Raw genomic sequence first — 23,265 nt, forward strand, 5'->3', positions numbered from 1 at the left:
CGGGGTCAGTAGGGTGCGGGGTGTGTCCCAGCGTTCTGACCTCACCAGCGGCGAATCCGTCGACAAACTGCGGCTGATCGTGCGCGTGGCCCGCATGTACCACGAACGCGGCATGCGCCAGGCCGACATCGCCGACGCCCTGGGCCTGTCCCAGGCCAGCGTCTCACGGCTGCTGCGCTCCGCGGCGGACCAAGGCGTGGTGCGGACCGTCGTCATCTCACCGCCCGGCATCCACAGCGACGTCGAGGACGCCCTGGCGGAGCGCTACCAGCTGACCGACGTCGTGGTCCTCGACGACGAGGACCAGCCGGAACACGCCGCCACGCTGCTGCGCGGACTCGGATCGGCGGCCGCCAGCCATCTGGAGACCGCCTTCCGCCCTGGCGACCTGATCGGCGTCTCGACCTGGAGCGAGACACTGCTGGCCGCGGTGCAGACGATGCAGCACGCCAAGACGCCAGGAGCCTCCCAGGTGGTCCAGCTCATGGGCGGTATCGGCGACCCCCGCAGTCAGGTACAGGCGACCCGTCTCACCGCCCGCCTCGCCGAACTCACCGGCGCCACCCCGCTGTTCGTCCGCGCCCCCGGGCTCGTCGGCTCCGCGGAAGCCCGCCTCTCCCTGTTGCGGGATCCGGCGGTCCTGGAGGTCAGCCAGGCGTGGCAGCAGCTCAGTGCCGTCCTGGTGGGCATCGGAAGCCTGGAACCGTCCCCGCTGCTCCAGCTCAGCGGCAACGCGGTGGCCGAGGAAGAGATCGCCCGGCTGCGTGCCCTGGGCGCGGTGGGCGACATCTGCCAGCGTTTCTTCGACGAGAACGGCGTCCATGTCGACGCCGGACTGGGCGAGCGGACGATCGGCATCTCCGTCGACCAACTGCGTACGGTCCCGCGCCGCATCGCCGTCGCCGGCGGTGAGCGCAAGTACACGGCTGTACGCGCCGCGGTACGCGGCCGCTGGATCACCGCACTGATCACCGACATCGCCACGGCTCGCCACCTGCTCCAGGAGCCCTGAGGCGCCGCCGCCCGAAGTCCTCCGAGCGGCGGCGCACGAGGAAGCGCGGACGCCCTTCCGACCCAGGACTACGGGGCTACGGGGCTACGGGACTAATGGATCAGGGTGTTCACCATGATGATCACAAGGCCGATCAGCATGTCCAGGCCTCCCGACCGGCACGAGGACGGCCATCCCCGCCCGGCCGCGCGGGCGGCCCAGGTGCCCAGGCCGAACAGGGCGGCGGTGTTGAACAGCAGGGCCGCGTCGGCCGCGGTGTCCTCCGCCCACCACCCGGCCACGGCGGCGAGCAGTGCCCCGGCCGTGGGCAGCACGGTGGCGACCAAGGGCCACTCCGCGACCACCGAGCGCAGTCTGCTGGTGGTGGCCGACCCGTCGCCGGACGCGCGCTGGGCGATGACGTGCGCGTATCCATGGGCGGCGGCGGACGCCAGCGCGGTGATCAGTACCCACAGCGCGTCCGCACCGGGATCGGCCTCGTCTCCCGTCGAGTCCAGCGCGGCGACCATGGCACTGGCCAGCACCAGTCCGTAGATGCCGCTGAACAGCCACTGCTCCGACGGCTGTCGCCACAGGGTGTGTCGTGCCGCGACGCCCTCGGGACGGACACGGTCGGCGCGGTCGGGCATCGCATCCCCTCGGTGTGGAAACAGGGCTGGGCCCGCACATGCTCACCCGCGTGGTCTCGGGGGCCACGACACCACGCGAGCGAGCTTGCTTGTTGTGCCCGAAAGGAGGTGCAGGCCGCACCACCGTTGATCACGGCGTTCCCGGCCGAACGTGCCAGTGACGCCGAGGCGGTCCTGTCGGTGATGCCTGCTTCTCGGCTCCGGCTCCATGGCTCGTTCACGGTCGCCGTGGAGGGCCGGCTGGTCCGGATCCCAGAGCGCCTCTACCACGAAGGTCGTCGGTGCCACGGACCCGTGGATCGTCCCCTTCGTCGTCCAGATGGTCGGCGAGTACGTCCTGGAGATCCTCGTCGTCATCGGCGACGAGCTCCGTGATCCCACCACGCCCGGCACCCGCGGCCACCTCGCCTACGGGCAGTTCATCGTGGACAACCCAGCCTTCTTCCTTCTTCGCGCGCACCCGACGGCGGGTCGTGAGCTACTGGAACTGCTACCACCGGGGCCGCTGCGCCGGCTTTCGGGGCCACCCGGGGTGCACTCTTCTCGACCTCCCGCGCTCCGCCGCCTCCGACAGAGCGGGGCGCCCATGGCCCGCCCTCGCTCCCGCCGGTGCCAGGGTGGACGGCTACTGCCAGGGCGCGACCGGGCAGGCTCGCCGGGCCGGTCAGGAACAGTCGTACGTGAAGCGGGCGGTGGCCGAGCGCGGGTCGGCCGAGAGGATGCGCAGTTCGGCCTGTGCCGAGCGGTGTCCCTCGCCCTGGAAGGTCCACCGCAGGTGCACACGTGCCTGACGCTGTCCCCGGACCACCACCTCCTCCAGGACGCCCGAGCGCGTGCCGTCGCTTCGGATCCAGCGGTAGGAGAACGTGCCGGGTCGGCCGTTCGTCGCGACCACGGCGACGATGTCCGCGGTGCTGTCGCACTTCAGGACCGTGGGCCTGGCGGTGACCGTCACCGTGCCGACCTCGAGACGCGGTCCCAGCCGCTGCCAGGCCAGGAAGGCGAGGACGGCGAGGAGGACCAGTACGGGCAGCGCGTGTCGGCGCAGTCGTCGGCGCCGGGGTACTCGTGGCGTCGGGAGGGCGGGCAGTGTGCGGTGGGTTCGCTGCGCGACGACGTTGGTCACGCCGGGGCCGAAGCGCAGCAACGTGCCGTCGATGCGATCGGGCGGCGTCGCCCCGTTCACCGCGGCTGTGGAGGGCTGTTCGACGGTCTCCTCGGCGACGGTCGCTTCGGCGAGGGTCGGTTGGACGACGGTCGGTTCGGCGAGGGTCTCGTCGGGTTCGGGTCGCTGGATCCAGTGGCTGGCCAGCACGGTGGCGCTGTACTCGGCGTCGGCCGTGCCCGCGCCCGCCTCGGCACCGGGGACGCGACCGGAGCCGGCATGCGGGGTGGAGCCCAGGAAGAGGGTGGGGGCGGACTCGTGGGCGGCCGGAAGAACCAGGGTGGGCTCGCCCGCCTCGACGAGCGTGGGCTCGTCGGTCTCCGTGAGCGTGGGCTCGACGGCCCCCGCCGGCCGGGGTGTCCGGTCCTCGTCGTACGCGGTCATCCGATGACACACCGTCTGGTCAGGAGCTGCTGCGAGGCGCCGCCGTCGGCGGCGGTCGGGGTGGTCGTGGCCTGCACCGACCAGTAGCAGCCGGTACCGCGGAAGGTGTGGTCGACGGTGAGGGTGTACCGGGTGGCGCCGCTGCGTTCGAAGGTCTGGGACACGCCGTCCGGGGTACCGAACCGCCCTGGCGCGTCGCCTACGGACCACGAGACGGTGAGGGAGATCGGTCCGGTGCCGTCCGTGACGACGTCGATGGTCGCCGTGGCGGTCGCCGGACCGGTCTGCCGGAAACCCGACACCGAGACGTCCTTGACGGCGGGGGCGGTGACCGGCGCGGGGGACGTCGTCGTCGGTGGCGGGGTGGTGGTCGCGCCGCCCGGCTCGGTCGTGACCGTGCTCCCGTCCGTGGTCACGGTGGACGAGGGCTCACCGGTGGGGGTGAGCGCGGTGTCCGACGGCGACGGGGTGGGAGAGGACGACTCGCTCGCCGAGTCGGTGGGTGTCGGGGACGAGGAAGCGGAAGCGGAGTCCGTCGGCGCCGGGGGTGCCGCCGTCTGTGTGCTCCCCTCGGCACTGGTGGTGGCGAGGGCCTGGGCGACCTGCCCGGTGTCGGCTCCGGGGGCGTGCTGGAGGCCGAAGGTGAGGACGGCTCCGAGGAGCAGTGCGGCACCGGAGACGAGCATGCCGGAGGGGCCGGGCAGCCACGCCTGGGCGCCGCCGCGGCCCGGCTCCTGGCGCAGCACCGTGCGGGCGGTGTCCGTGGTGGTCCTCGGGTCGCCGTGGGCCGAGGGCAGCAGCAGCGGCAGCAGGGCCACCAGCGCGGCGAGCCGCCCACGGCCGCGTTCCTCCCAGTCGGGCCCGTAGCCGGCGAGGGCCGCCGCCTCCAGTTCCCCGACGAACTCCTCGGCCTGCGCGGGCCGTTCCTCCGGGTCCTTCGCCAGACCTCGGCGCACCAGCTCACGGACCGCTTCCGGTACCTCGTCGGCGGGGACGGGCGCGTCGACATGCTGCAGCGCCAGAGCCGCCATGTTGTCGCCGCGGTAGGGCTTGTGGCCCGTGAGGCACTCGAAGAAGGTGGCGGCGGCCGCGTACACGTCGGCCGCCGGAGAGGCGGGCGCGCCGGTCCACTGCTCGGGGGCCATGTAGGAGGGGGTGCCCGCCACACCGGCTCTGGTGCCCGCGTCCACCGCGATACCGAAGTCGACCAGCTTGGAGGACCCGTCCGGCGCGACCAGGACGTTCTCGGGCTTGTAGTCGCGGTGGACGACACCGACGCGGTGCGCGTCCGCCAGACCGAGCAGTGATCCCTTGAGGATGACGAGCGCGGCCTCCGGGCCGAGCTCGGCCTCCCGCCGCAGTACGGCGCGCAGCGAGACACCGTCCACCAGTTCCATCACGATGGCGGCGCCGTCCGGGCTCTCCACGTACTCGTACAGCTCGGTGACGAAGGGGCTCTCCAGCCCGCCGAGCAGCCGGGCCTCGGCCCGGAAGTCACGGACGAAACCCGGCCGGGTGCACAGCGACTCGCTGAGGTACTTCACGGCCACCGGCACACCGGTCTCCTCGTGCACGGCGAGGACCACCCGCCCGCTCGCCCCCGACCCGAGCACGAACGACTCGGTGTATCCGGGCAACGCCCATGTGTTCATCCCAGCCCCCAAGACCGCCGTGCGCCAGAGCCCCGCCCTCTGGCGAACCACCACATCGCGCGATGAGAGACACATATTCAGCCACATCGGTTGCGGAAAACCATCCCCCGAGCGGCAAGCCGCCGGGAAGGGACCACCGTCCCGGAATCTCCCGGCGGTCACGTGACAGGAAGGTGGGGCGCGTCCTACCGGCCCGTGGCGCCGTCGTCGACGGAGCCCGCCAGGGCGGCGGCGGCCGTGGTGAGGGCGGTTCGCATCGTGCGCTCGCGGGAGAGCAGGTCCTGCTGTCTGCCGACGACGGACACGGCCGCGCGGATACGGCCGCCGGTGTCGCGCACGGGTACGGCGTACTCGGTGACGCCGTGCTCGAACTCGCCGTGCGCGGCGACGACGCCGCGCAGACGGTCGCGGTCGTTGGCGGCGGCCAGTTCCCCGGCGGAGTGGGCGGCGTTGGGACCGCCGACGCCGATCAGCTCGTAGTCGTCGAGCAGGGTGGAGATCTCCTCGGCGGTGTGGTCGAGGAGGAGCGCGCGGCCCGCGCCGGTGCACCAGCACGGCGTGACGAGGCCCGCTCGGCCCTGCCACTCCCTGGCGAAGTCCGCGGCGGACTCGGCACGCAGCAGCCTGACCTGGACGCCGTCGCGGACGGAGAGACGTGCGCCCACGCCGTGTTCGACGGCGATACGGCGCAGGAGCGGGCGGCTGCGGCGGAGCAGGCCGGGGTGCAGGGAGGCGGCGGCGGTGAAGAAGGCGTCGCCGACGCGCAGGGTCGAGTCGTCGCGGCGTTCGAGGAAGCCCTTGTCGCAGAGGTCCTGCGTGGTACGTGACGCCTTGCTGCGCTCGACTCCGACCTCGTCGGCGAGCCTGCTGACGTTGAAACCGGTCCGGCCGGAGGCTTCGCGGTCCAGCACGGTGTTGACCATGCGCAGGGCCATCCGCAGTGAGGAGGCCGCCCCCAGGCCCGTCTGTCCGCTTGAGGGGCCGTTCGTCGTCACGTCCGCACTATAGCGGGCCGGTGATCTCCGGCCCGGGGCGGCGGCAGCGGGCAGCAGGGGCGCACGGTCCGGGCCCCGCGAGCGCAGGCAACCGGGAGCAGGACGCAGGACGCATGGCATGCGACCGGAGCACATCGGCAGTCGTAGCGGTCGTTTCGGCATGGCCGGGCCGACCCGCCGGAGCCTGACGCTGTACATGGTCGCGCCGCCGGACGGGTGGCGCCGGTGGAGACAAGGAGGAGGTCCGGATGACCCGATACGACCTGGCGCTCATCGGATTCGGCGGGGTGAACCGAGCGCTCGCCGAGCTGATCGCCGACCGCGGGGACGCCCTGGAGGCCGAACTCGGCTTCGCCCTGCGGGTGGTGGCCATCACCGATCTGCGGGCCGGATCGCTCGTCCGCACGGACGGCGGCGGCGTCGATCTGGCGGGGCTGCTCGCGGTGGCGCCCGGTGAGCTGGACTTCTCGGCGTGGGAGGGCGGCAGCCCGGAGCCCCGCAACGAGTGGGTGATCCGTGAGGTGCCCGCCGACATCGTCGCCGAGGCCACCTTCACCAACCCCTCGGACGGGGAGCCCGCGCTGTCGCACGTGCGGTGGGCCGTCGAGGCCGGCAAGCACGTGTGCACCACCAACAAGGGCCCGGTCGCCCTGCACGGGCGGGCGCTGAAGGAGCTGGCACGGCGGCACGGGGTGTCCTTCGAGTTCGAGGGCACCGTGATGTCGGGCACCCCCGTGCTGCGCACCGCCCGCCGGATGTTCGGCGGGCTGTCCGTGCACGGCTTCGAGGGAATCATGAACGGCACCTCCAACTACGTCCTGGGCCGCCTGGAGTCGGGGCTGTCCTTCGCGGAGGCCGTCGCCGAGGCCCAGGCCCTGGGCTACGCCGAGGCCGACCCGACGGCCGACATCGAGGGCCATGACGTCCAGCTGAAGGTCGTGATCCTCGCCAACGAGGTGCTCGGCGCCGACCTGCGGCGCGCGGACGTGCCCTGCACCGGTCTGTCCGCCCTCACCCCCGACGACGTCCGCCGGGCGGCGGCCGAGGGACTGCGCTGGAAGCTGGTCGGCTCCGCCGCCCGGCGCCCGGACGGCACGGTGGACGCGCGGGTCGCGCCGGTCGCGCTGCCCGCCGGGCACCCCCTGGCCGGCGTCGCCGGCCCCGGCAACGCCATCGCCTTCCACACCGACCCGCTGGGCACCGTCACCGTCGGCGGCCCGGGAGCGGGACGCGTCGAGACGGCGTACGCCCTGCTGTCCGACGTCATCGGCATCCACGAGCAGACCGTCGCGGGCGCGGTCCCCGGAGCCGGCACCGAGATCCTCGCGGAGGCCCACCGTGTCTGACACCACCGTCCTGAGCTCCCGTCCGGCCTCCCCCGAGCGGGTCGGCGACGGCATGGCCGCCGTGCGCGACCCCTACAGCGGCGAGACCATCGGCTCGGTGTGTCTCACCCCGGCGTACGCCGTGGACGACGTCATGCGGCGGGCCCGCGCGGGGCGGGAGACCGCCCGCCGGCTCTCCCGGGCCGCCCGTGCCGCCGTGCTCGACGGGGCGGCCCGGCTGATCGAGGAGCGTGCCGAGTCGTTCGCCCGGCTGATCGTCGCCGAGGCCGGCAAGACCCTCGTCCAGGCCCGCAAGGAGACCGGTCGCGCCGTCAACACGCTGCGGCTGTCGGCCGCCGAGGCGCGCCGCAACGCGGGCGAGGTGGTGCCGTTCGACGCCTTCGCGGGCTCGGAGGGGCGCCTCGGCTGGTTCACACGCGAGCCGCTGGGCGTGATCGCGGCCGTCACGCCGTACAACGACCCGCTCAACCTCGTCGCGCACAAGCTCGGGCCGGCGATCGCCGGCGGCAACGCGGTCGTGCTCAAACCGTCGCTGCTCGCCCCGCTGTCCGCGCTGCGGCTGGTCGACACCCTGGTGGAGGCCGGGCTGCCGGAGGAGGTGGTGACGGTCGTCAACGGAGGCGCCGAGCTGGGCGCCGCCGTGGTGTCCGCGCCGGACGTGCGCATGGTGTCCTTCACCGGCGGCTTCCGCACCGGTGAGACCATCGCGCGGTCGGCGGGGCTGAAGAAGCTGGCCATGGACCTGGGCGGCAACGCCCCGGTCGTCGTGCTGGCCGACGCCGACCTGGACGCGGCGGTGGAGGCGTGTGTGTCCGGCGCGTTCTGGGCGGCCGGGCAGAACTGCATCGGCACCCAGCGCATCCTGGTCGAGCGCGAGGTGTACGCGGCGTTCCGGGACGCCTTCGTGGCGCGGACCCGGCGGCTGCGTGCCGGGGACCCCGCGGACGGCGGCACCGACGTCGGCCCCATGATCGACGAGCGGGCCGCGCGGGCGGCCGAGGCCATGGTCGCCGCCGCGCTCGCCGAGGGCGCCCGGCTGCTGTGCGGACACGAGCGCCGCGGCAGTCTGTACGCGCCGACCGTGCTGGAGGACGTGCCGGACACGTCCTCGGTCCGGCGGGAGGAGGCGTTCGCGCCCGTCGTGGTGCTGCAGGCCGTCGACTCCTTCGAGGAGGCCGTGGAGCGGGCCAACGAGATCGACTTCAGCCTGCACGCGGGCGTGTTCACCGCCTCCCTGGACCGGGCGATGGACGCGGCCCGGCTGCTGGACGCCTCCGGCGTGATGGTCAACGACTCGTCCGACTACCGGTTCGACGCGATGCCCTTCGGCGGCTTCAAGTACGGCAGCATGGGCCGCGAGGGCGTGCGCTTCGCCTACGAGGAGATGACCCAGCCGAAGGTGGTCTGCCTCAACAGGGAGCCGGTGTGAGCGAGTTCGACGCCGGGCGGGTCGTGAGCGCGGACGGCTCCGAGGCGCGGACGGAGACCGGCGCCGGGTCGCGGACCGGTACCAGTACCGGCACCGGGTTCCGGATCGAGACCGACGCGCTGGGGGACGTGGCGGTTCCCTCGGGGGCGTACTGGGGTGCGCACACCGCTCGGGCCCTGGAGAACTTCCGCGTCAGCGGGGTCCCCGTCTCGGTCCATCCCCATCTCGTGCGCGCGCTGGCCCAGGTGAAGCACGCCGCGGCGCTGGCCAACGGTGAGATCGGGGTGCTGGAGCCGCACAAGGTGCGGGCCGTCGCGGCGGCCTGCCGGGCCGTCGCGGAGGGCCGGCACCATGACCAGTTCGCCGTGGACGTCGTCCAGGGCGGTGCGGGCACCAGCACCAACATGAACACCAACGAGGTGATCGCGAACCTCGCCCTGGAGCACCTGGGTCACCCGCGCGGACGGTACGAGCACCTGGACCCGCTCGACGACGTCAACCGCTGCCAGTCCACCAACGACACCTATCCCACCGCCCTGCGGATCGCGATCAGTGCGTCGCTGTCCGAGCTGAGTACCGAACTCACCTTGCTGGCGGCCGAGTTCGCGGCCAAGGGCGAGGAGTTCGCCACGGTGGTGAAGGTGGGGCGGACCCAGTTGCAGGACGCCGTGCCCATGACGCTGGGCCGGGAGTTCGCGGCCTTCGGTGTGACGCTCACCGAGGACGTCGCCCGGATCGGCGAGACGCTGCCGCTGCTGGCCGAGACCAGCCTCGGCGCGACGGCGATCGGCACGGGCATCGCCGCCGAACCGGGCTACGCCGCCGCGGTCGTACGGCATCTGCGGGCGCTGACCGGGCTCGACGTGACACCGGCCGCGGACCTGGTGGAGGCCACCTCGGACACGGGTGTGTTCCTGCTGGTGTCGGGGGTGGTGAAGCGGACGGCGGTGAAGCTGTCGAAGGTGTGCAGCGATCTGCGGCTGCTCGCCAGCGGACCGCGTGCGGGCCTCGCGGAGATCGGCCTGCCGCCGCGCCAGGCCGGTTCGTCGGTCATGCCGGGGAAGGTGAACCCGGTGATCCCCGAGATGGTCAACCAGATCGCGTTCGCGACCGTCGGCGCGGACGTCTCCATCACCATGGCCGCCGACAACGGACAGTTGCAGCTGAACGCGTTCGAGCCGCTGATCGGGCATCTGCTGCTGCAGCACATCGTCTGGCTGGCGCGCGGCTGCTCCGCGCTGCGCACGCTGTGCGTGGCGGGTGTCACCGCCAACCGGGAGCACCTCGCGCGCGGGGCCGCCCACGCGGTGGGCGCGGCGACGGCGCTCGCCCCGCACATCGGGCACGAGGCGGCCGCGGAGGTGGCCCGGCAGGCGTCGCGGACCGGCACCGACCCGATCGAAGTCGCCGTCGCGCGCGGTCTGCTGGAGCGGGAGACCGCGCTGCGGATCATGGCTGCCGCTGCCGCCGGCTGACGACCCGGGACAGCGCCAGCGCTGTCACCGTGTCCCGTACACCGGGCATCTGGGCGATCTGCTCCCAGATGCCCTGTACGCGTTCCAGGGAGCCGGCCTCCACACTGACCAGCAGGTCGAACTGGCCGCTGAGGACATCGCAGGAGACCACCTCGGGGATGCGTTTGAGGGCGGCGAGGACGTCTCCGCCGCGCAGCCGGTCCTCCCGGTAGACCAGGACGTGCGCGGCCACCGCGGCCCGGTCCGGCCCGCAGGACGGGCGGACGATGGTGTAGCCGCCGATGTGTCCCTGCCGTTCCAGGCGCTCGACGCGCTGGCGTACGGCGTTGCGGGACAGCCGTACGCGCTGGCCCAGTTCGGCGTGGGAGATCCGGGCGTTGCGGGTGAGTTCGGTGATGATCTGCTCGTCGATGGAGTCCATGGCGCGGTCCGTCTCCTGACTGGCCGAAGGCTCCGGTGGCCTGGGGCCACCGGAGCCGGGTGTGCCGGTACGACTGGGGTTCAGCCCTCGTGGTGCAGGGCGAAGACGCGGGCCGGGAAGCCCGAACCGCCCTGCGGCTTGGGCCAGGTGGCGACGATCAGGGCGCCCGCCTCGGGTACCCGGTCGAGGCCTGCCATCAGCTCGATCTGCCAGCGGTCGCGTTCCAGGACGTAGCTCTCCAGGCTGAAGTCGCCCGCCGAGGTGGCCGATCCGGGGTCGGTGTCGGTCTGCTCGTGCCCGATCGCGGTGACGCCGGCCTCCTCGAAGAGGTGGCGCAGGACGTCCGCCGACCAGCCGGGGTAGTGGCTGACGCCCGCCTCGTCCTTGTTGGCCATGGCGGCCGGGTCGGGCCAGCGGTGGCTCCAGCCGGTCCGCAGGGCGACGAACGCCCCCTCGGGAATACGGCCGTTGCGGGCCTCCCAGGCCTCGATGTCGTCCAGGGTCGGTACGGCGTCGGGGTCGGCGGCGACGCGGTCGCTGATGTCGAGGACGACGAGCGGGAGGATCATCTCGTCGACGGGGATCTCGTCCAGGGTCCGGGCGCCGTCGACGAAGTGCACGGGCGGGTCGACGTGGGTGCCCCACTGGCCGACGATCGTGTAGAGGTGCACGTTGAAGCCGTCGCCGCGGGACATGTCGAAGGGCATCTCGCGCTTCTCGTCCGGGAAGGCGGGGAAGTGCGGCTGACCGGGGTGGAAGGCGTGGGTGAGGTCGGTGCGGACCGTCCTGTCCATCAGTTCCCGGTGCAGGGCCCACAGCGGCGGTACGGCGGTGGTGACCGTGTTCGGTGTCATGCGTGCTCGTCCTCTGTCTCGGCTGTCTCGGTGTGGTGCGACAGGTCCATCAGTCGGGCCAGTTGGGCCGGTTCGGCGACGGAGGCGACCGCGCCGGCCGACTCCGCCGGGCCGCCGTACCCCCACCGCACATGGACGGCGGGGATCCCTTCGGCGGCGGCACTCTCGATGTCGTAGGCGCGGTCGCCGACCATGAGCGGCCGGCGGACGTCGGTGCCTCCGGCCCGCAGCCGGGCGAGGCACTCCCGGATCACCAGCCGTTTCGTCGTACGGCCCGCCTCGTCGCAGACACCGCAGACGGTCCGCAGCCGGGAGTCGAGGCCGAAGCGGCGCGCCATCAGTTCCGCCTGGTCCTGCACCTTGGAGGTCGCGATGCCCATGGGGAGGCCGCGCGCGGCCAGGGCGTCGAGCAGTTCGGGTATGCCGTCGTACAGCGTGGCGGCGGACGCGCCGTCGCGGGCGTACGCGGCGCGGTAGGCGGCGAGGGCGGCCCGCGCGGCGGGCTCGTCGAGGCCGACGACCCGGCGGAAGGTGTCGTACATCGGCGGGCCGACGAACCCGCGCAGGGTGGGGGCGTCGGGGACCGGGGCGCCGACGGCCCGCAGGGCCTCGGCGGCGCTGGCGGTCACTCCGGGGGCGGAGTCGACCAGGGTGCCGTCGAGGTCCAGCAGGAGGCAGGTGGGCGGCTTCACGCGGCCGCGCCGGAGGTACGGCGACGGCCGTGCCGCAGCCAGTGGTACAGGTAGCAGCCGGCGACGAACGGGACGCCGAAGTACAGGGCCGTGGCCTGCGCCGGGTCCAGCGCGATTCCGACGAGCGAGCCGAGGCACAGGGCGAAGGCGAGCACGGGCACCACCGGGTAGAAAGGTGTCCGGTACGGAAGGGTGGCCGGGTCCCCTCCCCCGCGGACGAAGGCCCGCCGGTGGAAGAACTGCGCGGCGACGATGGACATCCAGACCCCGACCGCGGCGAATCCGGCGATCGACACCAGCACCAGATAGACCGTCTCGGGCGCGGCGACGCTGCTCACCAGGGAGGCCAGACCGCCGAGCATGCTGAGCGAGAGCGCGGTGAGGGGGATGCCACGGCGGCTGAGGCGGCGCAGCGCCTGCGGTGCCTGCTTCTCCTGGGCGAGGGAGAAAAGCATGCGGGCACAGGAGTACAGGCCGCTGTTGCCGGCCGACAGCAGCGCGGTGATGATCACGAAGTTCATGACGTCGGCGGCGTAGGGGATGCCGATGGAGGAGAAGACCGTGACGAACGGGCTCTCGTCCAGGCCGACTTCGTCGTACGGGATGGTCGCGGCGATCACCGTGATCGCGCCGACGAAGAAGATCAGCAGCCGGATGACGGTGACGCGCAGGGCCTTGGGCACGGCCTGGGCGGGGTTCTCGGTCTCGCCGGCGGCGACGCCGATCAGCTCGGAGCCGGAGAAGGCGTAGAACGCGGCGAGCACGGTGACCAGGACGCCCGAGAAGCCGTTCGGGAACAGACCGTCCGAGGTGGTGAAGTTCTCCAGCAGGAACGGGTGGGAGCCGCCGTCGGCTAGGGGGTGGAAGCCGGCCAGGGCGGCGCCGCCCAGGACGATGAGGGCGACCACGGCGACGACCTTGACCAGCGAGAACCAGTACTCGGTCTCGCCGAAGACGCGGGCGGAGAAGGCGTTCACCGCGAAGACGACGGCGGCGAAGACCACGCACCAGATCCAGACGTCGACGCCGGGGAACCAGCGCCGCATCAGCAGCCCGCACGCGGTGAACTCGGAGCCGAGGGCGACGGCCCAGGTCAGCCAGTACAGCCAGGCGGTGGCGAAGCCCGTGGCGGGGCCGATCGCGCGGGTGGCGTAGATGTGGAAGGCGCCGGAGACGGGGTAGGTGACGGCGAGTTCACCGAGGCAGGTCATCACCAGCCAGACGACGAACGCGCCCACCAGGTAGGCGAGGACGGCGCCGAGCGGGCCCGCCTGGGAGACGGTGAATCCGGAGCTGAGGAAGAGCCCGGAGCCGATGACACCACCCATGGCGATCATGACGAGATGCCGGGAACGCATGGTGCGGCGCAGGCCGTCGCCGGGCGGCTGGGGGGTGGGGTCGGCGGTGGCCGGAGCGTTCTCCGGTACGGCTGAGACGGACATGGCGGTCTCCTCTGGGGAGCTGAGCGGGAGGGGCGGGGCGTGGGGGGTGATCGGCACGGCATGGCTGTGGGGTGTGGCCACTTTCGACGGGTGAGGGGTGCGCGTCGGGGTGGTCGCGCACGGTGGGAGCGGGCGCCCGGTGCGGGCGGCGGGGCTCGGGGGTGGCGGGCGGTCAGGCCCGGGAGACGAGGTCCAGCGGGGCGGAGAGTTCGATCACCGGGATCTCCCAGGGGTGAGCGTCGGTGAGGCGGGCGAGCACCCGGGCCAGGTCGTCGTCGTCCGCCTCGGCGTCGATGTACGTGGTGACGGCGAGGGTCGAGGAGAGGAACCGTCCGCCGACCGAGCCGAGGGAGGGGCGGGCGCCGGGCCGGACGGTGAAGCCCTCGGCGCCGAGGGCCACCTCGAAGACGTCGCCGTAGACGCCGAAGTCCCCGAGTTCGGGCGAGGCCTCCACGACCCGCAGCAGCGAGGCGAAGGACTCGTCGGCGCGCAGCGCGTCGAGGTCGCCCTCCGCGCACGCGGCCAGGGTCGCGGTCTCGACCGGCCAGTACACCTTGACCGTGCGGACGGTCCGGCGCCGGACGGGGGCCGGGGCGGCCTCCCGCTCCTCTCCGGCGGCTCCCGGTGTGATCGTCGTCGTGGCCATGCGCATCTGTCCCTCGGTGCTCGGCGGCGGCTGATGCGTGGATGGTAGGCCGTGCATTAAATGCACGGCAAGATGCAGATGCTGCACAATTCCGAGAAGCTCGTGCGGGCGGCGATACAGTGCGGACCGACAGTCACGTCGGTCGGCACCCCGGGCGACCGCACACGTCGGCACGGCGGAGGAACACGTGGACTCGAGCGTGACCAAGGGGCTGGACGCCCTGTCGGAACTCGCCGGCACGGCCGGCGGCCATCGCGACGGCGCCGCCGCATCCGTCTCGGAGCTGGCCCGGCAGATGGGACGCGACCGCAGCCAGCTGTCCCGCATGGTCACCGCCATGGCCGCGGAGGAGTTCGTCGTCCGCGACGACGTCTCGGGTGGTGTCGCACCGCACTGGCGGCTCTACACGGCGGCACGCGACCTCACGGCGCACCGGCTGCGCACGGACGGGCTCACCGCCCTGGAGGGCATGGCCGCCGAGACCGGCGAGAGCTGCTACCTCGGCGTCCTGGTCGGCGACACCACCGTGACCATCGCCGAACGGGTGCCCCAGGGCAGCCGTCAGCTCGGCTCATGGATCGGCCGCCCCTACCCGGCCTACTGCAGCGACTGCGGCCAGGCTCTGCTCAGCGACGCCGACGACGACGAGGTGACCGCCGTCCTCGCCCGCACCGACTTCGTCCGCCACGGCCCCAACACACCCACCGACCTGGACGACTTCCTGCGCCGGCTGGAGGTGACCCGGCAGCGCGGCTACTCCGTCGTCGACGAGGAGGCCGAACCGGGCCTGTACTCGGTCGCGGTGCCGGTCCGCGACTTCACCGACGAGGTCGTCGCCGCCGTGCAGGTCGTCGGCCCGCGACGACGCCTGGAACCCAGGACGCGGGAGTGCGTGGCCGCCGCCCTGCGCTGGGGACGCCACCTGGAGACGGCCCTGCGCGGCGCCTGAACCGAGGCAGTGACGCGATCCGGGCGCCGTCCCCGGGTCAGGACGCTGCCGCGCCGTCGTCGGCGCCGGACCCGTCCTTCGGCGAGCGCCGTGTCATGCCTCGTGCCGTGCGGCAGGGGGCTGTTCTCCCGAGCCGCGGCTGATCAGCCGGGTGGGGACGGTGACGGTGCGGGTGCGGGAGCGGTCGCCGTCGAGGCGGGTCAGGGCGGTCGCCGCGGCCGCTTTGCCGATCTCCTCGGGGTTCTGGGCGACGACGGTCAGGGCCGGTTCGAGGGCCTCGGCGAGCGCCACGTCGTCGAAGGCGACGACCGCCACGTCCTTGCGTCTGCTGCGGGCGAGTTCGCTGACCACGCCCAGGGCGACGATGTTGTTGCCGGCGAACAGCGCGGTGGGAGGATCCGCCAGGTCCAGGAGCTGGGATGTGGCGACCGAAGCACCGTGCTGGTCATGGGCGTTCATGACCAGCGCGCGGTCATGGGCCAGGCCCGCCTCCCGCAGGGCGTCCCGGTAGCCGGCCAGCCGCTCGCGGCGGGTGTACAGCTTCGTCGGCAGGTCGCCGACGAAGCCGATGCGCCGGTGTCCGTGGGCGATCAGATGGGCGACGCCGTCGTGCGCGCCCGTGCGGTTGGTGCTGACGACGCTGTCCGTGGTCAGTCCCGCTCCCGGCCGGTCGAGGAAGACGATGGGCAGCCCGGCGTCGCGATGGGACTTGAGGTGGGCGTGGTCCGCGCCGACGGACGGCACGACCATGAGGATGCTGATCCGGCGGGCGAGGAACTTGTCCGTCAGGGCGCGTTCGCGGTCGGGGTCGTCCGCGGACGATCCCATGAGCAGGGTCAGGCCGCGGTTGCCGACCGTGTCCTCGATGCCCCGGGCCACGGCCCCGAAGAAGGGGTTGCCGAGTTCGGGGATGACGAGTCCGACGGTGGTGTCGGGGCCGCCGACACGGATGTTGCGTGCCATCAGGTTCGGCTGGAAGCCCAGCCGGGCCACGGCGGCGAGCACCTGTTCCCTGGTCTGCGCGGAGGCGGGTCCGTCCTCGTTGAGGACACGGGAGACGGTCTTTGCGCTGACTCCCACTTCCCGGGCGACATCGGCCAGGGTGGGGCGGCGGTTCGCTGCCATGGAGGAAACGGTCTCCTTGCTCGTCGGTTCCGGCCTGGGCCTCGGCCGGAACCCGTAGCTGCTGAAGGTTGGTCAGTTGGCCTGGACCCCTGCGGCCTTGGCTGCCTCGGAATCCGCGACGACGGTACCTCCCGCCGCGTCGACGGTGAGCGCGCCGGTCATGATCGCGACGACCTCGGCCATGGAGTAGTCGGAGGGCTTGATCACGGCGGCCCGCCGGCCCAGCCGGTGGACGTGGATACGGTCGGCGATCTCGAAGACGTGCGGCATGTTGTGGCTGATGAGGACGACCGGCAGCCCCTTGTCGCGGACCCGCCGGATCAGGTCGAGGACCTGACCGGACTCCTTGACGCCGAGGGCGGCGGTGGGTTCGTCCATGACGACGACGCTGCGCGCCCAGGCGACGGAGCGGGCGACGGCGACGGCCTGGCGCTGTCCGCCGGACAGGGTCTCGACCGACTGGGTCAGCGAGCCCAGTCCGATCTTCAGGTCGGCCATGTGTTCGGCGGCCTCGTCGCGCATGCGCTTCTTGTCGAGCATGCGGAAGACGCTGCCGAGGACACCGGGCCGGCGCAGTTCGCGGCCCAGGAACATGTTGGAGGCGATGTCCATGGAGGCGGCCACGGCGAGGTCCTGGTACACCGTCTCGATGCCGTGGGCGCGGGCGCTCTGCGGTCCGGAGAAGGTGATGGGTTCGCCGCCCAGGCGTATCTCGCCCGCGTCGGGGGTCACCGCGCCGGTGAGGGCCTTGATCAGGCTGGTCTTGCCGGCGCCGTTGTCGCCGATGACGGCGAGGACCTCGCCGGGCAGCAGGTCGAAGTCGGCGCCGTCGATGGCGGTGACGTGGCCGTAGCGCTTGACCAGGCCGCGGGCCTGCAGAACGGGCGTGACGGTGCTGGTGGCGGTCATCGTGCCTTCTTCCGGGAGATCTGGTCGACGGTCACCGCGAGGATCACCAGGACGCCCGTGATCAGGGTCTGGTAGATCGAGGCGACGCCCATCAGCTGCAGGCCGTTGCGGAACACGCCCACGATGAGCACGCCGATGAACGTGCCGAGGACCGAGCCGCGCCCGCCGAAGAGGCTGGTGCCGCCGAGGACCACGGCGGTGATGCTGTCGAGGTTGTCGGTCTGCCCGGCCTGCGGGTCGCCGACCCCGGTGCGGGAGATCAGCAGCAGGGCGGCGATGCCGTAGAGGATGCCGGCGACGGTGTAGACACCGATGGTGAGCCGGCCCGTGCGGATGCCGTTCAGGCGCGCCGCCTCCGGGCTGTTGCCCAGGGCGTAGACATGACGGCCCCAGCCGGTGCTGCTCAGCGCGTAGGCGAGCAGGAGGAACAGGGCGATCGTGACCAGGGACCCGTAGGTGATGTCGGTCTTGCCGAGCGGGAAGGTCTGCCCGAGGGCCGTGAGCGGGCCGGGCAGGTTGGTGACGGTCTGTTCCTCGGAGTAGATGTGGGTCAGGGCGAACGCCACGTTGAGCATGCCGAGGGTGACGATGAACGGCGGCAGCGGGATCTTCTGCACCAGCAGGCCGTTGAGCAGTCCGAAGCCGCCGCAGACGACCAGCCCCAGGGCGATCGCGGCGAGCGGGGGCAGGGAGCCCTCGGCGGCCATCTTGGCGATCATGATGCTGCCGAAGGCCATCACGGCACCGCACGACAGGTCGATGCCCGCCGTGAGGATGATCAGGGTCTGGCCGATGGCGAGCGTGCCGACGACCATGACCTGCTGCACGATCAGCGAGAAGTTGCCGCCGGTGAGGAACTGGTCGGACGAGAGGGAGAAGAAGGCACAGGCCAGGAGCAGGGCGACCAGGGGGCCGGTGGTCGGTGCCGTGAGCAGTCGGCGGGCCGGGTTCGGTGCTTTGAGCTCGGCGTACGGCGAGGACGTGTCCGGTGGTGTGGTCGTGGCAGTCATGCGAGGTCCTTGTCGGAAGACAGAGGTCGTCGCCCGCGCTGATCGGAGACGATCGGCGGACAGGAGGACGGGCGGGCGGCCGTCCCGATCGAGGGAAGGGACGGCCGCCCCGCTGAGAGGTGAGGCTGTCGTACGGCCTCAGGGGGCGGCTCAGCCCCAGCAGTTCTCCAGGCCGTAGGCGGTGTCCTTGGACGTGATCCCGTCCTGCGCCTTGTCGGTGATCAGGGTGACGCCCGTGTCGGTGTAACCGGACGCCTTCTTGCCGTCCTTGGCGAAGGTGACGACGGCCTTGACGCCCTCGGCTGCCATCTTCAGCGGGTACTGCTGCGAGGTCGCGGCGATCTTGCCGTCCTTGACGGCCTGGGTGCCGGTGCAGCCGCCGTCGACGGAGACGATCAGGACGTCCTTCTCGCGGCCCTTGGCCTTGAGCGCGGTGTACGCGCCCAGCGCGGCCGGCTCGTTGATCGTGTAGACGACGTTGATGTCCGGCTCCTTCTGGAGACAGTTCTCCATCGCCGTCTGGCCCTTGGCCTGGTCGCCGCCGGTGTCCTGGGCACAGGCGACGTCCTTGTCGGTGGCGCCGAACCCCTTGAGGAATCCGTCGTGCCGCTGGACGCCGACGGAGACGCCCGGCGCGAGGTCGAGGGCGGCTATCTTCGCGGTCTTGCCCTTCATCGCGGCCTTGGCGTACTCGCCGATCAGCTCGCCCGCCTTCAGGTTGTCGGTGGCGAACAGGGCGTCGACGGCGCTCTCGGGCTCGGTGGGGGTGTCCAGGGCGATCACCAGGACGCCCTTGGCCTTGGCCTTCTCGATGGCGGGCACGATGGCCTTGGAGTCGCTCGGGGTGATCAGGATGCCCTTCACACCGGCGGCGACCATGTTCTCGATGGCGGTGACCTGACCGGCGTTGTCGCCGTCGAACTTGCCGGCCGCCGTCATCAGCTTGACGCCCTCGGCCTTCGCGGCGTCCTCCGCGCCCTCCTTCATCTTCACGAAGAACGGGTTGGTGTCGGTCTTGGTGATCAGACCGACCTTGACCTCGCCCGAACCGGCACTGGCCGAACCCGATCCGGTACCGGAACCGGAGCCGCAGGCCGTCAGGGTGAGGGCCGCGACGCCCGTGATGGCAGCGGCTCTGAGGAGAGAGGAGGACAGGCGCGTGGTGCGAGACATGAACGACTCCTGTGGGATAGCGGGCGGCACAGGGCAGGGTGCGGGCATGCCGCCCCCGGTGTCACCGTTGACTTATGTCATCGTTGACACTGCATGGCGAGGATGATGGACTCCGTCTCCCGGCAACGTCAATGCCTTCCGCCCGTCACAAATCGGCAACGCCCCGCAGCCGCCGGTCACCGGCCGGGAGGAGGCAGGCGTGCGCCCCGCCCCGTGTGCCCGTCCCACCGCGAGAGAAGAGCCGCACATGAGCCCGCGCCAGATCACCGTTCTGGGAGAGTGCGTCGCCGACGCCTTCACCGAACCCGTAAGCGCCTCCAGCGAACTCGCCCTGCGGGTGCTGCCGGGCGGCGGACCCGCGAACACGGCGGTGGCCCTGGCCCGCCTCGGCACCCGGTCCCGCTTTCTCGCGCGGCTGTCCGGCGATGTGTTCGGCCGCCTGTTCCGCGCCCATCTCCAGGCGTCCGGCGTCGACCTCTCGGACGCCGTCGCGGCGGCAGAGCCCAGCACGCTGGCCGTGGCCGAGCTGGACGCCCACGGGCAGGCCGCGTTCTCCTTCCACGCGCAGAACACCGCCGACTGGCAGTGGACTCCGGGAGAACTGGCGGGAGTCGACCTGTCCGACACCTCCTGTCTGCACACCGGCTCACTTGCCCTGGTCAGGGAGCCCGGCGCGGCCGTGGTGGAGGAGTTCCTGGCGGGGGCCTCGGCCGAGGCCACCATCAGCGTCGATCCCAATGTCCGGCCTCTGCTGGTGCACCCGGACGTCTACCGCGCCCGGCTGCCGCACTGGTGCTCCCTCGCCGACATCCTGCGCCTCAGCGAGGACGACCTGCACTTCCTCCTGCCGGACACCGCGCCGGAGGCGGCGTGCGACCTGTGGCACGCGGCCGGGGCGCGCCTTGTCGTGATCACCCGGGGTGCCGGCGGCGCCCTGGCCTCGCTGGACGGCGAACGCGTCTCGGTACCGGCGGTGGCGACACGGGTCGTCGACACGGTGGGAGCCGGGGACTCCTTCACCGCCGGGCTGCTGCACCACCTCGACACCCGCGGACTTCTCGGTGGCCGGCTCGCCTCCGTGGGCCTCGACGATGTCGCGGAAGCCGGCCGGTTCGCCGCTCGGGTAGCGGCTCTGACCTGCTCCGTCGCGGGCCCGAATCCGCCGTGGCACGACCAGTTGGCACAACTCGCGACAGCAGATCACGCCTGACGGACAGACAGGCCGCACCAGCCAATCTCGTCCGGACCGTTGACGTGTTGGCCGGATTGCACCCATCATCGGGCCACTCGATGTCAGCGTTGACACAAGTCATCGCTGACACACTCTGGTCGGCGGTGTGGACGACATCGCGGACCGGGGCGTCACATCGTCGGGCCGCCCGCCGCAGGCTGTGCTGCGTGGAGCCCGCAGCACAGGAGACACCATGAGCTCTGGACGTACATCCCGGCGTGCCCGCGTGAGAACGACCGCCGCGGCCGCGGCCGTCTGCGCCCTGTCCGCCGCCCTGCTCACCCCTCAGACAGCCGCGGCCGACACCGCGCCGTACGCCGAGACCTACCGTCCCCAGTTCCACTTCACTCCCGAGAAGAACTGGATGAACGACCCCAACGGGCTCGTGTACTACAAGGGCGAGTACCACCTCTTCTACCAGTACAACCCGAACGGCAACTCCTGGGGCGACATGTCCTGGGGCCACGCGGTGAGCGAGGACCTCGTCCACTGGAAGGAACTGCCGCTCGCCCTGTCGCACGACGACAAGGAGATGGTCTTCTCCGGCAGCGCGGTCGTCGACGAGGACAACACGACCGGTTTCGGCACCAAGAAGAACCCGCCCATGGTCGCGATATACACGAGTCACAACAACACCACCGGCATACAGTCGCAGGCGCTCGCCTACAGCACCGACCGCGGCCGCACCTGGACCAAGTACCAGGGCAACCCCGTCATCGACATCGGTTCCCGCGACTTCCGCGACCCCAAGGTCCAGTGGTACGCGCCGACCAAGAGCTGGCTGATGTCCGTGTCGCTGTCCGCCGAGCACAAGGTGCGGTTCTACTCCTCCAAGAACCTCAAGGACTGGACGCACCTCAGTGATTTCGGCCCGGCCGGCGCGACGGGCGGGGTGTGGGAGTGCCCCGACCTGTTCCCCCTCGCCGTCGACGGCGACAAGAACAACATCAAGTGGGTCCTGGTCGTCAACATCAACCCCGGCGGTATCGCGGGCGGTTCAGCCGCCCAGTACTTCGTCGGCGACTTCGACGGCACCAAGTTCACCGCCGACGACGACGGCTCCTACACCCCGCCCGCCGGTACGGTGACGCAGGACTTCGAGGGCACCGACTTCGGTTCGTGGACGGCCACGGGGTCCGCGTTCGGCGCGGGACCGGCAGCCGGGACGCTCGGCGGGCAGCAGACGGTCAGCGGCTTCGACGGCAGGGGCCTCGCCAACAGCTTCCACTCCGGTGACGCCACCACCGGCACCCTCACCTCGCCCTCCTTCTCCGTCACCAGCCCCTATCTCAACTTCAAGGTCGGCGGCGGCCGGCACCCGCACGAGTCCGGGAAGGTCCTCGCCGACTTCGAGGGCGGCACCTACGGCGGCTGGACGGCCACCGGAGACGCCTTCGGCCCTGCGCCGGCCACCGGCACCCTCCCCGGCCAGCAGCAGGTCTCCGGCTTCCTGGGCAACGGCCTGGTCAACACCTTCCGCGACGGCGACGCCGGCACGGGCACCCTCACCTCGCCCGAGTTCACCCTCGACAAGCGTTACGTCAACCTCCTCGTCGGCGGCGGCAACCACCCCGCCGGATCCGCCGACCCCACCGCCGTCGAACTGCTCGTCGACGGCCAGGTGGTACGCAGCGCCACCGGAAAGGACGCCGAGGCACTCGACTGGGCCTCCTGGGACGTCCATGACCTCGCCGGCAAGAAGGCGCGGATCCGGATCGTCGACGACAACACCGGCGGCTGGGGCCACCTCAACGTCGACCAGATCCTGCTGTCCGGCACCCGCGCCGAGCCCGGCTCCCGCGAGACGTCCGTCAACCTGATCGTCGACGGCAAGGTCGTACGCAGCGCCACCGGCTCCGACAGCGAGACCCTGGACTGGGCCTCCTTCGACCTGCGCCCCTACCTCGGCAAGAGGGCGCAGATCCAGCTCGTCGACGACAACCGCGGCAGTTGGGGCCACATCCTCGCCGACCAGTTCACCACCGCGGACGCCCCCGCCCGCTCCGCACTGCAGCGCGCCTCCTGGGCGGACTACGGCAAGGACTACTACGCGGCCGTCTCCTGGGAGAACACCCCGGGCAGCAAGCGGCACATGATCGGCTGGATGAGCAACTGGGACTACGCCGGCGCCGTCCCCACCTCCACCTGGCGCGGCGCGCAGAGCATCCCCCGTCAGATGGGGCTGCGTACCGTCGACGGCCGCGTCCGGCTGACCAGCGAGCCGGTGAACAGCGTGAAGTCCCTGCGGCAGGCCCCCCTGTCGACCGCTGCCGCGGACACCGTGACGAACACGTCGAAGGCGCTGATCGGCCCCGCCGCGGAGGGCAAGGCCCTCGACATCGAGGCCACCTTCTCCGTCAAGGACGCCGAACGGTTCGGGCTGAAGGTGCGCACCGGCGCCGCGGGCGAGGAGACCGTCATCGGCTACGACACCACGACCCAGGAACTGTACGTGGACCGCACCCACTCCGGCGCCGTGGGCTTCAACGGCACCTTCCCCGGCGTCCAGACCGCGCCCCTGAAGGCGGAGAACGGCAAGATCAGAATGCGGATCCTCGTCGACTGGTCGTCGGTCGAGGTCTTCGGCGGCGAAGGCGAAGCCGTGATCACCGACCAGATCTTCCCCGATCCCGCCAGCCAGGGAGTCCAGGTCTTCGCCGAGAACGGCTCGGTGAAGCTCGACAAGGCCACCGTCTGGCACCTCGACCCCACCCACGACTGACACG

At 71.8% G+C, this 23,265-nt stretch carries 20 protein-coding genes; 7 read left to right on the forward strand and 13 right to left on the reverse strand.

Annotated elements, in window-relative coordinates:
- Positions 1-22: 22 nt before the first annotated feature.
- A complete protein-coding gene (locus J8M51_RS00850) occupies positions 23-1,012 on the forward strand; it encodes a sugar-binding transcriptional regulator (RefSeq protein ID WP_086759539.1) in 990 nt (329 codons plus the stop codon).
- 92 nt (positions 1,013-1,104) lie between these two features.
- Here the strand turns inward: J8M51_RS00850 and J8M51_RS00855 are convergent, their stop codons facing one another.
- The 4 genes from J8M51_RS00855 to J8M51_RS00870 form a co-directional block, all read right to left on the reverse strand.
- Complete coding sequence (locus tag J8M51_RS00855; RefSeq protein ID WP_086759501.1) at positions 1,105-1,641, reverse strand: hypothetical protein; 537 nt, start codon at positions 1,639-1,641, stop codon at positions 1,105-1,107.
- Between the two features lie 664 nt (positions 1,642-2,305).
- Entirely contained in the window at positions 2,306-3,190 is an 885-nt protein-coding gene (locus J8M51_RS00860; protein ID WP_267298891.1) for a hypothetical protein, read from the reverse strand.
- Complete coding sequence (locus J8M51_RS00865) at positions 3,187-4,842, reverse strand: serine/threonine-protein kinase (protein ID WP_267298892.1); 1,656 nt, start codon at positions 4,840-4,842, stop codon at positions 3,187-3,189. Before J8M51_RS00865 ends, J8M51_RS00860 begins: the two co-directional genes overlap by 4 nt.
- A gap of 185 nt (positions 4,843-5,027) precedes the next feature.
- The gene (locus tag J8M51_RS00870) at positions 5,028-5,837 is read right to left on the reverse strand and encodes an IclR family transcriptional regulator domain-containing protein (protein ID WP_086759723.1); all 810 of its coding nucleotides are present in this window, start codon (positions 5,835-5,837) and stop codon (positions 5,028-5,030) included.
- 248 nt (positions 5,838-6,085) lie between these two features.
- Between J8M51_RS00870 and J8M51_RS00875 the strand changes: the two genes are divergently transcribed.
- The 3 genes from J8M51_RS00875 to J8M51_RS00885 are packed head-to-tail and all read left to right on the forward strand — an operon-like array spanning position 6,086 to position 10,087.
- Entirely contained in the window at positions 6,086-7,183 is a 1,098-nt protein-coding gene (locus J8M51_RS00875) for a homoserine dehydrogenase (protein ID WP_086759721.1), read from the forward strand.
- The gene (locus J8M51_RS00880; RefSeq protein ID WP_256965710.1) at positions 7,176-8,612 is read left to right on the forward strand and encodes an aldehyde dehydrogenase family protein; all 1,437 of its coding nucleotides are present in this window, start codon (positions 7,176-7,178) and stop codon (positions 8,610-8,612) included. Before J8M51_RS00875 ends, J8M51_RS00880 begins: the two co-directional genes overlap by 8 nt.
- Complete coding sequence (locus tag J8M51_RS00885) at positions 8,609-10,087, forward strand: aspartate ammonia-lyase (protein ID WP_086759719.1); 1,479 nt, start codon at positions 8,609-8,611, stop codon at positions 10,085-10,087. The genes J8M51_RS00880 and J8M51_RS00885 overlap by 4 nt, the downstream gene beginning before the upstream one ends.
- Here the strand turns inward: J8M51_RS00885 and J8M51_RS00890 are convergent.
- The 5 genes from J8M51_RS00890 to J8M51_RS00910 form a co-directional block, all read right to left on the reverse strand.
- The gene (locus tag J8M51_RS00890; RefSeq protein WP_086759717.1) at positions 10,062-10,508 is read right to left on the reverse strand and encodes an Lrp/AsnC family transcriptional regulator; all 447 of its coding nucleotides are present in this window, start codon (positions 10,506-10,508) and stop codon (positions 10,062-10,064) included. The two genes, J8M51_RS00885 and J8M51_RS00890, sit on opposite strands and share 26 nt — an antisense overlap.
- A gap of 80 nt (positions 10,509-10,588) precedes the next feature.
- Positions 10,589-11,362 (reverse strand): cyclase family protein, encoded by a 774-nt coding sequence (locus J8M51_RS00895; RefSeq protein ID WP_086759715.1) that lies wholly within the window; start codon positions 11,360-11,362, stop codon positions 10,589-10,591.
- Positions 11,359-12,054 carry an HAD hydrolase-like protein gene (locus tag J8M51_RS00900; RefSeq protein WP_086759714.1) on the reverse strand — a complete coding sequence of 232 codons (696 nt, stop codon included), beginning with the start codon at positions 12,052-12,054 and terminating at the stop codon, positions 11,359-11,361. The genes J8M51_RS00895 and J8M51_RS00900 overlap by 4 nt, the downstream gene beginning before the upstream one ends.
- A complete protein-coding gene (locus J8M51_RS00905; RefSeq protein WP_216589626.1) occupies positions 12,051-13,496 on the reverse strand; it encodes an amino acid permease in 1,446 nt (481 codons plus the stop codon). The genes J8M51_RS00900 and J8M51_RS00905 overlap by 4 nt, the downstream gene beginning before the upstream one ends.
- Positions 13,497-13,668: 172 nt before the next feature.
- Positions 13,669-14,142 carry a hypothetical protein gene (locus J8M51_RS00910; protein ID WP_216868926.1) on the reverse strand — a complete coding sequence of 158 codons (474 nt, stop codon included), beginning with the start codon at positions 14,140-14,142 and terminating at the stop codon, positions 13,669-13,671.
- 187 nt (positions 14,143-14,329) lie between these two features.
- On the opposite strand from J8M51_RS00910, the gene J8M51_RS00915 reads away from it, so the two are divergent.
- Positions 14,330-15,091, forward strand: a complete 762-nt coding sequence (locus J8M51_RS00915) for an IclR family transcriptional regulator (protein WP_086756182.1) — start codon at positions 14,330-14,332, stop codon at positions 15,089-15,091.
- 93 nt (positions 15,092-15,184) lie between these two features.
- Here J8M51_RS00915 and J8M51_RS00920 read toward each other — a convergent pair whose 3' ends face one another.
- From J8M51_RS00920 to J8M51_RS00935, 4 genes are all read right to left on the reverse strand, one after another.
- Positions 15,185-16,216, reverse strand: coding sequence for a LacI family DNA-binding transcriptional regulator (locus J8M51_RS00920; RefSeq protein WP_086756180.1), 1,032 nt, complete (start codon positions 16,214-16,216; stop codon positions 15,185-15,187).
- A gap of 72 nt (positions 16,217-16,288) precedes the next feature.
- Positions 16,289-17,125 carry an ATP-binding cassette domain-containing protein gene (locus J8M51_RS00925; protein WP_086756179.1) on the reverse strand — a complete coding sequence of 279 codons (837 nt, stop codon included), beginning with the start codon at positions 17,123-17,125 and terminating at the stop codon, positions 16,289-16,291.
- Positions 17,122-18,135: an ABC transporter permease gene (locus J8M51_RS00930; RefSeq protein WP_086756177.1), complete on the reverse strand. Its 1,014-nt coding sequence runs from the start codon at positions 18,133-18,135 to the stop codon at positions 17,122-17,124. Before J8M51_RS00930 ends, J8M51_RS00925 begins: the two co-directional genes overlap by 4 nt.
- A gap of 150 nt (positions 18,136-18,285) precedes the next feature.
- The gene (locus tag J8M51_RS00935) at positions 18,286-19,308 is read right to left on the reverse strand and encodes a sugar ABC transporter substrate-binding protein (protein ID WP_086756176.1); all 1,023 of its coding nucleotides are present in this window, start codon (positions 19,306-19,308) and stop codon (positions 18,286-18,288) included.
- A 247-nt stretch (positions 19,309-19,555) separates the two neighbouring features.
- Here J8M51_RS00935 and J8M51_RS00940 point away from each other — a divergent pair, with 247 nt between their 5' ends.
- Complete coding sequence (locus tag J8M51_RS00940; protein ID WP_086756174.1) at positions 19,556-20,518, forward strand: carbohydrate kinase family protein; 963 nt, start codon at positions 19,556-19,558, stop codon at positions 20,516-20,518.
- 214 nt (positions 20,519-20,732) lie between these two features.
- Positions 20,733-23,261 carry a glycoside hydrolase family 32 protein gene (locus tag J8M51_RS00945; RefSeq protein WP_086756173.1) on the forward strand — a complete coding sequence of 843 codons (2,529 nt, stop codon included), beginning with the start codon at positions 20,733-20,735 and terminating at the stop codon, positions 23,259-23,261.
- Positions 23,262-23,265: the final 4 nt, after the last annotated feature.

Source organism: Streptomyces griseiscabiei, assembly GCF_020010925.1.
In the GTDB taxonomy this organism is placed as follows: domain Bacteria; phylum Actinomycetota; class Actinomycetes; order Streptomycetales; family Streptomycetaceae; genus Streptomyces; species Streptomyces griseiscabiei.